Raw genomic sequence first — 12,087 nt, 5'->3', positions numbered from 1 at the left:
ATATTATATAGAGTATGAATTGTATTGTTGTAACCAATAATCCAAAAATTTTTGAACAAGTAAGAAGTAAAAATGCAGAAATAATTTATATGTCAGATTCGGATTTTATGGAAGTTCTTTGCAAAGTTAGAGATTTAGTACATTTAGGTTATCAATTATTAACTCATCCTATAGTTAGTAGTATAAAACCTTATGAAACTCCATATAAAAGCGTTGCTTTGTCTAAAGGTTCAGAATTGGATTTATATTCTCTAGAATTAATAGAGAATGCTATTGAGCTTACAAAAAACTTTTTGGATAAACCAAGAAGAAAATTGACAAAAGAAATAGATGAAGATTTTAGATTAATAGATTATAAATTAGTTATTGGAGCAATAGAAAATATTTTGTAGTATCAAATAATGGAGATTTTGTATGAGTAATTTATATGATTGTATTATAATAGGTGGCGGACCATCTGGTTTAGCTGCTGGAGTTTATTCTGCTAGAGCTAGATTAAAGACAATTCTTTTTGAGAAGGCTAGTTTTGGCGGACAGATTAGTATTACTGATGAGATTGCTAATTATCCTGGTTTTTATGAGCCAGATGAAGAGGCAAGACATCCTAAAAATCTTATTGGTAAAATGATAGAACAGGCTAAAGCTTTTGGTGCTGAAATAGAGCATAAAGAAGTTGTTGATGTAAAATTAGACGGCAAGGTTAAAGAAGTTAAAACTGCTGATGGAGAAGTTTATACATCAAAGACTGTAATAATTGCTACAGGTGCTCAGCCTAGAAAATTAGGTTGTAAGGGTGAATTAGAGTACACTGGTAAAGGTGTTTCTTATTGTGCTACTTGTGATGCTAACTTCTTTGAAGGTATGGAAGTTTTCTGTGTAGGCGGAGGAGATACTGCTGTAGAAGAAGCTATGTACTTATCTAAATTTGCTAGAAAGGTAACTTTGATAGTAAGAAAAGATTATGTACGTTGTGCTAATTCCATAGAAGAAAAAGCCAAAGCTAATCCTAAAATTGAAATAAAATTTAGAACTGAGCTTTTAGAGCTTAAAGGTGATGGAATAGTTGAGTCTGCAATATTCTTAAATAATGAAACAGGTGAAACTTATGAATATAAGGCAGATGAAGAAGATGGTACATTTGGTGTATTTATATTTGTTGGTTATGTTCCTCTAACAAAATTGTTTGAGGGTAAAGTAGAAATGAAAGATGGTTTCATTATTACAGATGAAGAGATGAAGACAAATGTTGAGGGTGTATTTGCTTGCGGTGATTTAAGACCAAAAATGCTTAAACAGGTTATTACTGCTACTGCTGATGGTGCTATAGCTGGTATTTCTGCTAACAAATATATAGAAGAACATTATTCTTGATTATTTAATTAAAGGAAACAATTTGTATATGATAAAATTTAAAGGCTGAGTAAAAAATATCTCTTGCGTTGCAATGAATGAATATTCTATTTATAGTGGTATTATTGCATTGTTTAATTTTCTAGGGATAAATTTATCAGGGATTAAATTGTTTTTATTTAAATTTAAGAGTGGTAGCATATTTTTATATGCTTCTGCTCTTTTTTTATTGCTTATAACTTATATTTATAAATAAAAATAAAAAAAATATAAAGGAGACTATATGAAGTTAGAGTTAGGCGAGATTTATATTAAAGATATAAAACTTGACAAAATTTCAAAAGTCGAGAATGGAGTACTCTATGTAAACGTTGATGAGATTACAAAGATGGTACTTGAAGACGACAAGTTGAAAAGTGTAAAAATCGATGTAGCTCGTCCGGGAGAATCTGTTCGTATAACACCTGTAAAAGATGTTATAGAGCCTAGAGTAAAAGTAGAAGGCAAAGGCGGAGTATTCCCTGGAATGATATCTAAAGTAGATACAGTAGGTGAGGGTAAAACTAATGTATTGAAAGGTGCTGCTGTTGTTACTTGCGGTAAAATAGTTGGTTTCCAAGAAGGTATCATTGATATGTCTGGTCCTGGTGCAGATTATACACCATTCTCTAAACTTAATAATTTATGTTTAGTTATAGAGCCAGTAGAGCCTATAGAAAAACATGATTATGAAGCTGCTGTAAGAGGTGCTGGTTTAAAAGTTGCTTCTTATTTAGGTAAGTTAGCTAAAGAAGTAAAAGCTGACAAAACTTTCACTTATGAAACTAAACCTATATTTGAACAAGCTGCAATGTATCCTAATTTACCAAAAGTAGGTTATGTATACATGCTTCAAACACAAGGCTTATTACATGATACTTATGTTTATGGTGTTGATGCTAAGAAAATAGTTCCAACATTTATTTATCCAACAGAAGTTATGGACGGTGCTATAGTAAGTGGTAACTGTGTATCAGCTTGCGATAAAAACACTACTTATCACCATTTAAATAACCCTGTAATTAAAGCTTTATATGAAAAACATGGTAAAGATATTAACTTTATGGGTGTTATTATAACAAATGAAAACGTATTCTTAGCAGATAAGATGCGTTCATCAGATTGGGCATCAAAATTAGCTAAATATTTCGGATTAGATGCAGTAATCATCTCTGAAGAAGGATTTGGTAACCCAGATGCTGACTTAATAATGAACTGCAGAAAAGCAGAAGCATTCGGAATTAAAACTTGTATTATTACAGATGAATATGCTGGTAGAGATGGTTCTTCACAATCTTTAGCAGATTCAGATGTATCAGCTAATGCTACAGTAACAGCTGGTAATGCTAATATAGTTATTAACTTACCAAAAATGGATAAAGTAATAGGTATGTTAGATTATACAGATAAGATAGCAGGCGGATTTGATGGTTCATTAAAACCAGACGGTTCTATTGAAGCAGAGATACAAGTTATCACTGGTGCTACAAATGAATTAGGTTTTAATAAATTTAGTGCTACAGGACTATAATTAGTTTTGTGTGTTAAATTATTAGAATATAAAACAAAATTTTTAGGAGGAAAGCCATGAGTATTTTAAATGGTAAAAAAGTAATTATCATTGGCGATAGAGACGGCATTCCTGGAGAAGCTATCAAAGCTTGCGTTGAAACAGTAAGTGACGCAGAAGTTTTGTTTGCTGCTACGGAGTGTTTTGTTTGAACAGCCGCAGGAGCGATGGATTTAGAGAATCAAAAGAGAATTAAAGAGTTTGCAGAAAAATTTGGTAAGGAGAATATAGTAGTATTATTTGGTGCAGCAGAAGCAGAAGCTAGCGGTTTAGCTGCTGAAACAGTAATGTTAGGTGACCCTACATATGCTGGTGCTTTAGCTAATGTTGCTTTACATTTAGATGCTTATCATGCTGTAGAACCAGAGTTCAAAGAGGCAGTAGATGCTTCTGTTTATGATGAACAGATTGGTATGGCAGAAATGACATTAAATGTAGATGAAATAATCGCAGAAATGAAAAGAATGCGTGAAGAAAACAAATAATACAGCTAACTTATAATTTTTTATAAAAAACAAATTCTCTAAAAAATAAAAAAAATCCATTGTAAATAAAAACCAGTTTGGTTTTTAAAAACACGGCAGCCTAATATTTATTTATTTGGTTGCCTTAAATTAAAAAATTAGGAGGCTTAAATGCCACAATATAAAATTGTTCATTATATTAATCAGTTCTTCGCTAACATTGGTGGTGAAGAAAAAGCTGATATAGCTCCAGAAAAAAGAGATGGAGTGGTTGGTCCTGGTGCGGGACTTCAAGGTGAGCTTAAAAAACTAGGTGTTGATGCTGAAGTTGTTGGTACTGTTATTTGCGGTGACTCTTACTTTAACGAAAACCTAGATAAAGCTAAAAAAGAAGTTTTAGATATGATTAAAAGCTTTAATCCAGATTTAGTTGTTGCTGGTCCTGCTTTTAATGCTGGTCGTTATGGTACTGCTTGCGGTACTGTTGCTAAAATGGTACAAGATGAATTAAAAGTACCTGCTGTTACTGGTATGTATGTTGAAAACCCTGGTGCAGATATGTTTAAGAAAGATGTTTACATCGTTTCTACTAAAGACTCTGCTGCTGGCATGAGAGATGCTTTACCAAAAGTAGCTAAATTGGCTGCTAAACTTCTTAAGAAAGAAGAAATTGGAACTCCAGAAGCTGAAGGTTATATACCTAGAGGAATACGTGTTCCATTATTTAGAGAGAAAAATGGTGCTGAGAGAGCTGTTGATATGCTTATCAAAAAAATCAAAGGTGAAGCATTTACTACAGAATATCCTATGCCAGATTTCGACAGAGTAACTCCTGGTGAAGCTATTAAAGATATTACTAAAGCTAAAATAGCAATAGTAACAAGCGGTGGTATAGTACCAACTGGTAACCCTGACCACATAGAATCTTCTTCTGCTTCTAAATATGGTAGATATTCTATTGATGATATGGGTGAAACAGCTCATGGTGGTTATGACCCTACTTATGCTAACCAAGACCCTAATAGAGTATTACCTGTTGACGTATTAAAAGATTTACAGAAAGAAGGTAAAATTGGAGAACTTTATCCATACTACTACACTACAGTTGGTAATGGTACTTCAGTTAAAAACTCTAAGGCTTATGCTAGTGAATTTGCTCAAACTTTAGTTAAAGACGGCGTTCAAGCTGTTATTTTAACATCAACCTGAGGAACTTGTACTCGTTGCGGTGCAACGATGGTTAAAGCAATAGAAGCTACTGGAATACCTGTAGTTCATATTTGTACTATTGTTCCTATATCTTTAACAGTTGGTGCTAACAGAATAGTTCCTGCTGTTGCTATACCTCACCCATTAGGTAATCCAAACTTATCTAAAGAGGATGAGAAAAAATTAAGACGTACATTAGTTGAAAGAGCTTTAAAAGCTTTATCAACTCCTGTAGATTCTCAAACAGTTTTTGAAAATTAATTGTTTTATTGAATCATAAAAATAAAAAAGGGGAGTACAAATATTTAATAATACTTGTATGTCCCCTTATTTTAATTAATATAAATATTTTGGAGAATAAAAGATGAGTTTTGCTGTATTAAAAGCTGCTGCTTATAGCTTAGTACATGCACCTGATATGGTTATTAATAATGGTACTACGCAAACAGTTGAAAGAGAAGTTAATCCTAATTCTGATTATTTAAAAAATATTAAAAAACATCTTAGACCATTTGAAGATGTTGTAAATTATGCACCTAACCAAACTTATATTGGTAATCTTCACCCTGAAGAATTAAAAAAGTTAGCTAGTCAAGTTTCTGAAGAGGTAAAAAAAGCTGGTGGAAGCTGGATTGGGGTTCCTTGTAAAGGTGATAGAAACGGAAAGTTTGGTGAGATTTTTGCTGAAGATGAATTCATTTTTATGATGAAAGTTTCTGACACTTTTGAACTTGTATATTTAGAAGCAGAGTTTGAGAAAAAAATGAAAGATGCTTATGTTGCTGTAGAATCTAAATATAAATCAGAAGAAGAAATTAAAAAAGATTTAGCTCAAGTAAAATGCGAAACTAAGATAGAAGAAATTGAAAGATTAATCAAAGAAGAACATGCTGAGGGTTTATACTTCAATGAAAAATTAGTTGGTTGTGTAAAAAGAGCTCATGATGTTGATATTAACTTGAGTGCACATGTTATTTTTGAAAACTTAGCAGTTAAAGCTTCTGGTATAATGGCTTTAAAAGAACTTATTAGAAAGAAAAATGTTGATCCTAGCAGTATTGATTTAGTAATAGAATGTTCTGAAGAGGCTTGCGGTGATATGAACCAAAGAGGCGGTGGTAACTTTGCTAAGAGTGTTGCAGAAATTGCTGGTATACCAAATGCTACTGGTTTTGATATTAGAGGTTTCTGTGCTGCTCCTTCACATGCTTTAGTAACAGCTGCTTCATTAGTAAAAGCTGGCTCTTACAAAAATGTTGTAATAGTTGCTGGTGGTGCTACTGCTAAATTGGGTATGAATGGTAAAAGCCATGTAACTAAAAATCTTCCTATTATAGAAGATATACTTGGTGCTTTTGCTGTATTAATCAGTGAAAATGACGGGGTACACCCAATTATTAGAACTGATGTACTTGGAAGACACACTGTTGCTACTGGTTCTGCTCCTCAGGCTGTTATGAACTCTTTGGTAGTTAATCCTTTAGAAAAAGCAAACTTAAAAGTTACTGATATAGATAAATATACTGTTGAGATGCAAAACCCTGATGTTACTAAACCTGCTGGTGCTGGCGATGTACCTGAGGCTAATTACAAAATGATAGCTGCTATTGGTGTTAAGAAGGGTGATATTGAGAGAAGTCAATTAGCAGAGTTTGTTGAAAAACATGGTATGTCTGGTTGGGCTCCTACTCAAGGACATATTCCATCTGGTGTACCTTATTTGGGTTATGCTATTGAAGATATTATGGCTGGTAAAATTAACCGCATAATGCTTATAGGTAAAGGTTCACTTTTCTTGGGAAGAATGACTAACCTTTTTGATGGTATATCTGTTATTATAGAAAAAAATAATGGTGATAAAGGCACTGGCGAAGGTGTTTCTAAAGAAGAAGTTAATAAACTTATTGCTAATGCTATGAGAGATTTTGCTAAAAGCATGTTAGGTGAATAAGGAGGTATTATATATGAGTGATGCTTCTAATTCAGCTATAAAATCTATGATAGGGGAGACTTTTCTCTCTCTTGCTAATGCTTTAGAAACTGGTCAATTTGGTAAGAAGGTTCGCGTTGGCATAACAAACAGAGGTTCTGAGCATGGTGCAGAAGCTGTATCTCTTGGCGGCGTAATAGCTATGAAGAGAAACAAAAATGTTGAAGTTGTTTTGATTGGTGAAAAAAACTCTACTGGTCTTCAAACAATAGAAACTGATTGCGATGAAAAAGCTCATAAAATAATGGAAGAGATGCTTGCTAAAGGAGAGTTGGATGCTTGTGTTACTATGCATTATCCTTTTCCTATAGGAGTATCTACTGTTGGAAGAGTTATTTCTCAGGCTAATGGTAAAGAAACTTTTATTGCTACTACTACTGGTACTTCTGCTACTGTTAGAGATCAGGCTATGTTTAAAAATGCTATTTATGGTATTATAACAGCTAAAGCTTGCGGTATAAAAGAGCCTACTGTTGGTATATTAAATATTGACTCTGCTCGTACAGTTGAGAGAGCTTTAAAAGAGCTTGCTTCTAATGGCTACAATATTAAATTTGGTTCTTCTAATCGTGCTGATGGCGGTGCGGTATTAAGAGGTAATGACCTTATTACTGGTGCTGTTGATGTTGTAGTTTGTGATTCGCTTACTGGAAACATTCTTATAAAGATGTTCTCATCATTCAATAGCGGCGGAAGCTATGAGGCTATTGGATATGGATATGGTCCTGGTATAGGATTTGGATTTAAAACTCCGATATTTATTATATCTAGAGCTTCTGGTTCTAATGTTATTGCTGGTGCTATAGAGTATGCTTATCAGTGTATTAGCGGCAATATAATAGATGTTATGAATAAAGAAGAAGAGGAAGTAAAAAAATATGGTTTTGATGCTATATTGGAAAGCTTAAAACCTAAGGCTTCTTCAGTTACTGAAAAAGCTAAACCTACTGTTGCTAAAGAAGTTGTAACTGCTCAGATTCCTGGCGTTGAGGTTATGGATTTGGATGCGGCTGTAGAATTAGTTATGGAAAATGGTATATATGCAGAGTCTGGTATGGGTTGTACTGGACCTATCATATTGGTTAGTGATAAAAATAAAGAAAATGCAGAAAATATTTTGAGAAAAGGCGGATTTATATCTTAGTTTAAGATTGTCTGCTGTGAAGAACAATTATAGTAACTTTTTTACTAGTTAAAAATATGGAAACATTAGGTATAAAAATAATATCTAGTGTTTCCATTTTTTATTTTATTAATATATTAAAATCATAGGAGTTTATTATGGATGTTATTTCAAACATAGTAGCAAAGGTAAACAGTATTTTATGGGATTATCTATTGATAATCATGCTATGCGGTAGTGGAATTTATTTCACTTTAAGACTTAAGTTCGTACAAATAGCAAAGTTTAAAGATGGCTGGAATAGAACTTTTGGAAACCTTTCTTTAAGAGGTAAAGCTGCTGATAAAGAAGGTATGAGTTCTTTCCAATCTCTTGCAACTGCAATTGCTGCTCAGGTTGGTACTGGTAACTTAGCTGGTGCTGCTACTGCTTTAATTGCTGGCGGTCCTGGTGCAATATTTTGGATGTGGGTTTCTGCTTTCTTTGGTATGGCTACTATATTTGTTGAGGCTTCTTTAGGTCAAAAATATAAAACTACTACTGAAGATGGTCATGTTATAGGCGGACCTGCTTATTATATACGTGCTGCTTATCAAGGTTTTTTTGGTAAATTTTTAGCTGCTTTATTTGCTATATTTATTATATTAGCTTTGGGTTTTATGGGTAATATGGTTCAATCAAACTCTATATCTGGTGCTTTTGTTAATGCTTTCCCTACTATTAAACCTATATATGTTGGTATAGTATGTGCTATAATATCTGCCTTCATATTTATTGGCGGTTTAAAAAGAATAGCTTCATTTACTGAAAAAGTTGTACCTATAATGGCTTTATTATATATAATAGGTTCTGTAATCATTATAATAATGAATATTAAAAATCTTCCTAGTTCTATAGCTTTAATATTCACTGCTGCTTTTAATCCTCAAGCTGTTATAGGCGGAGGATTGGGTATAGGTATACAGCAAGCTATGCGTTTTGGTGTTGCTCGCGGTTTATTCTCTAACGAAGCTGGTATGGGTTCTACTCCTCATGCTCACGCTTTAGCTAAAGTTAAACATCCTTGTGAACAGGGTGTTGTTGCTATGATAGGTGTATTTTTTGATACATTTGTTGTTGTTACTTTAACTGCTTTAGTTATATTAACTTCTAACATATTACAAACTAAAATATATCCTTTAGAATCAGCTTCACTTATACCTGAAATGTTAAAAGGTGTTGGTTTGCCTCAAGAGGCTTTCAGAATGGGATTTGGTTTCTTTGGTGTAGTATTTGTTGCTATATGTTTATTCTTCTTCGCTTTCACTACTATAGTAGGTTGGTATTTCTTTGGAGAGCAAAATATTAAATATTTATTTGGAGTAAAAGCTGCTAAAGTTTATGCTGTATTTGTTGTAGGTTTTGTACTTTTAGGTTCAGCTTTAAAAGTTGACTTGGTATGGTCTTTAGCTGATACTTTCAATGGTTTAATGGTTATTCCTAACCTTTTAGGTCTTTTGGCTTTGGGCGGAGTTGCTTCTGCTTTATTTAAAGACTATAATAATATAAATAAAAAATAATAAACATAATTTTTGATTTTTTATTAATAAAATGTCTGGTAAGTATTACTTCCAGACATTTTTCATCTAAATAACTCTTATTATTTATAGTAATAAATAATAAAATAATTTTTTTATATATTTTTTCTTAATGAAAAAGATTTGTTAAGAATATTTTTGTATTTTAATTTATTTATAAATGTAATATTGTTACATTTATTATTAGGAGATATAATGTATATTATTGAACAATTAGTTTCAAAGATTAATTCATTTTTGTGGGATTATACATTACTTATATTTTTATGCGGTACGGGGCTTTATTTTACTATACGATTAAGATTTATACAGATAAGGGAGTTTAAGGATAGTTTTAAGTCTACATTTGGTTCTGTTTCTTTGAAAGGAAATGCTGCTGACGAGCATGGTATGAGTTCATTTCAATCGCTTGCAACTTCTATTGCTGCTCAGGTTGGTACTGGTAATTTAGCTGGGGCTGCTACTGCTTTAGTTGCTGGAGGACCTGGAGCAATATTTTGGATGTGGGTGTCTGCTTTTTTAGGTATGTCTACAATATTTGCTGAAGCTACATTGGCTCAAAAATTTAAAACTTATAAAGATGGTCAAGTGATAGGAGGACCTGCTTATTATATACAGGCTGCTTATAAGGGTGGTTTTGGTAAATTTTTAGCTGGTTTATTTGCTATTCTTATTATTTTAGCTTTAGGAATAATGGGCAATATGGTGCAGTCTAATTCTATATCATCTGCTTTTTCTAATTCTTTTCCTGTTAATACAAAAGTTGTGGGAGTGATAGTAGCTATTATTTCTGGATTTATATTTTTAGGTGGTGTTAAAAGAATAGCTTCATTTACAGAGAAGATTGTTCCTATTATGGCTATATCTTATCTTCTTGGTGCTATTATATTAATACTTTTAAATATTACAAAAGTGCCTCATGCTTTTTATATGATATTTGTATCAGCATTTAATCCTGAGGCTATAATTGGCGGTTCTTTGGGAATAGGAATACAGCAGGCTATGCGTTTTGGTATAGCTAGAGGATTATTCTCAAATGAGGCTGGTATGGGTTCTACTCCTCATGCTCATGCTATTGCTAAAGTTGACCATCCTTGCGAGCAGGGTGTTGTTGCTATGATGGGAGTGTTCTTTACTTTTATAGTATTAACATTAACTGCATTAGTAATACTTACTTCTGGAATATTGGAAAATCAAGTTTATAATTTAGAATCTCCAAGTTTAATATCTGAATCTTTAAAAGGTATTGGTTTGGCTCAAACAGCTTTTCAAATGAAATTTGGACATATTGGTGTAATATTTATTGCTTTATGTTTGCTTTTCTTTGCTTTCTCTACAATTATTGCTTGGTATTTCTTTGGTGAGCAGAATATTAAATATTTATTTGGTCAGAAGGCTACGAAAGTATATGCTTTAGTTGTGGTTGTATTTATATTTATAGGTTCTACTCTTAAAGTTGATTTAGTATGGGCTTTGGCTGACTGTTTTAATGGCCTTATGGTAATACCTAACCTTCTTGGTATATTGGCATTAAGTCCTCTTGTATCATCTCTTGTAAAAGATTATAAGAGGTTCAAAAAAGAGAAAAAAAATAAAGCTAATTAATATAATTCTATAATATATATAAAAGACTTGTTGGATTTTTAATAATCTGCAAGTCTTTTTTTATTTATTATTTAATTTTTTTAGTTTATCTCTATTACTTCTATAGGCTATTATAGGCATATCTCCTGGTATTAGTTTTTCTTCTTTCATTCCTAAATATGATTCTTTAGGGCTTTGAGTTTTTACAACATCTTTATCTTGTTTTAATACATAAGCTGAGAATTTTTTACCTATAAAGTTTACTATATTTTTTATTATTGGTATATTTACGAGTTTTTGATAAAATCTAATATAAACAATAGTATTCTCATCATCAACAGGGGCAAATGCTGCAAACACTCTCATTTTTTCAAATATGTAATTTTGCCAAATATTAGGAAAATAAAAATATAAAAAATATTTAAAATCTTCTTTTTTCATTTCTGATGCACTTAATGCTTTTTGTCCATTATCAATTACATTATTTACATAAAACTTTAATGTATTAGTATTTTCATCTAGTTCTACTAATGGACCATTAACTACTGTTTTATTTCCTTTGCCTATTGTATTATAATGAACAAAGGCTACATGAACTACATCAAGTTGATTTTCTATGCATCTTGTATAATGATTATGCCATTCATCTCTTATTGTAGAGTAAGAAAAATTTTTATCTTTCAAATCATCTGGAAACATTATTTTATCATTGATTTTATCTTTATCTCCATACCATAACCATATTAAACCATAAAGCTCTCTCACCTCATAGCTTTCAACAAAAAATCTTTCATCAACTTGAGTATTTTTTCCATTGGCAGGAATCATTACAACTTTGCCGTTTTTGTTAAATTGAAAACCATGAAAAGGGCAGGCTATATTATTACCGCATACTTTTCCATGAGAAAGAGAAGCCCCTCTATGACAGCATTTATCTTCTATACAGCATATATTATTATTTTTATCTCTCCAGAATACTAGATTTTTATTTAATCTTTTAGCGAAGAGCGGTTTGTTTTTCTTTACTTCTTTAGAGTCTAACACTCCATACCACATATTGTATATCATATGTTTGTTCCTTAATTTAATATCAATATTTCATAATTATATACCTTTATTTTAATAAATAAACATTTTATAGTATGAATTTTATAAAAATTTATACTATAACCTTTTATATG

The 12,087-nt window shown here is 31.8% G+C and carries 10 protein-coding genes; 9 read left to right on the top strand and 1 reads right to left on the bottom strand.

Features of this window, described 5'->3' with window-relative positions:
• Positions 1–14: 14 nt before the first annotated feature.
• The 9 genes from E6A48_RS00135 to E6A48_RS00085 all read left to right on the top strand — a co-directional run bounded on the left by E6A48_RS00135 (position 15) and on the right by E6A48_RS00085 (position 10,927).
• Positions 15–392, top strand: a complete 378-nt coding sequence (locus E6A48_RS00135) for a GrdX family protein (protein WP_219708034.1) — start codon at positions 15–17, stop codon at positions 390–392.
• Between the two features lie 22 nt (positions 393–414).
• Positions 415–1,371 carry an NAD(P)/FAD-dependent oxidoreductase gene (locus E6A48_RS00130; protein ID WP_219708033.1) on the top strand — a complete coding sequence of 319 codons (957 nt, stop codon included), beginning with the start codon at positions 415–417 and terminating at the stop codon, positions 1,369–1,371.
• Between the two features lie 262 nt (positions 1,372–1,633).
• Positions 1,634–2,920, top strand: a complete 1,287-nt coding sequence (locus E6A48_RS00125) for a glycine/sarcosine/betaine reductase component B subunit (protein WP_219708032.1) — start codon at positions 1,634–1,636, stop codon at positions 2,918–2,920.
• Between the two features lie 56 nt (positions 2,921–2,976).
• Positions 2,977–3,444, top strand: a complete 468-nt coding sequence (grdA, locus tag E6A48_RS00115; protein ID WP_013244783.1) for a glycine/sarcosine/betaine reductase complex selenoprotein A — start codon at positions 2,977–2,979, stop codon at positions 3,442–3,444.
• 150 nt (positions 3,445–3,594) lie between these two features.
• Positions 3,595–4,893 carry a glycine reductase complex selenoprotein B gene (gene grdB / locus E6A48_RS00110; RefSeq protein WP_258018500.1) on the top strand — a complete coding sequence of 433 codons (1,299 nt, stop codon included), beginning with the start codon at positions 3,595–3,597 and terminating at the stop codon, positions 4,891–4,893.
• Between the two features lie 103 nt (positions 4,894–4,996).
• Complete coding sequence (gene grdC / locus E6A48_RS00100; protein WP_219708030.1) at positions 4,997–6,583, top strand: glycine/sarcosine/betaine reductase complex component C subunit beta; 1,587 nt, start codon at positions 4,997–4,999, stop codon at positions 6,581–6,583.
• Between the two features lie 13 nt (positions 6,584–6,596).
• Positions 6,597–7,766: a glycine/sarcosine/betaine reductase complex component C subunit alpha gene (grdD, locus tag E6A48_RS00095; protein WP_013244786.1), complete on the top strand. Its 1,170-nt coding sequence runs from the start codon at positions 6,597–6,599 to the stop codon at positions 7,764–7,766.
• A gap of 137 nt (positions 7,767–7,903) precedes the next feature.
• Entirely contained in the window at positions 7,904–9,304 is a 1,401-nt protein-coding gene (locus E6A48_RS00090) for an alanine/glycine:cation symporter family protein (RefSeq protein WP_219708029.1), read from the top strand.
• Between the two features lie 213 nt (positions 9,305–9,517).
• Complete coding sequence (locus E6A48_RS00085; protein WP_219708028.1) at positions 9,518–10,927, top strand: alanine/glycine:cation symporter family protein; 1,410 nt, start codon at positions 9,518–9,520, stop codon at positions 10,925–10,927.
• A gap of 60 nt (positions 10,928–10,987) precedes the next feature.
• Here E6A48_RS00085 and E6A48_RS00080 read toward each other — a convergent pair whose 3' ends face one another.
• A complete protein-coding gene (locus E6A48_RS00080) occupies positions 10,988–11,974 on the bottom strand; it encodes an aromatic ring-hydroxylating oxygenase subunit alpha (protein WP_219708027.1) in 987 nt (328 codons plus the stop codon).
• Positions 11,975–12,087 lie beyond the last annotated feature (113 nt).

This window comes from Brachyspira pilosicoli (assembly GCF_019402445.1).
In the GTDB taxonomy this organism is placed as follows: Bacteria; Spirochaetota; Brachyspiria; order Brachyspirales; family Brachyspiraceae; genus Brachyspira; species Brachyspira pilosicoli_B.
Note: the sequence above shows the minus strand (reverse complement) of the source record. Positions and strands in the feature narration are given on the sequence as shown.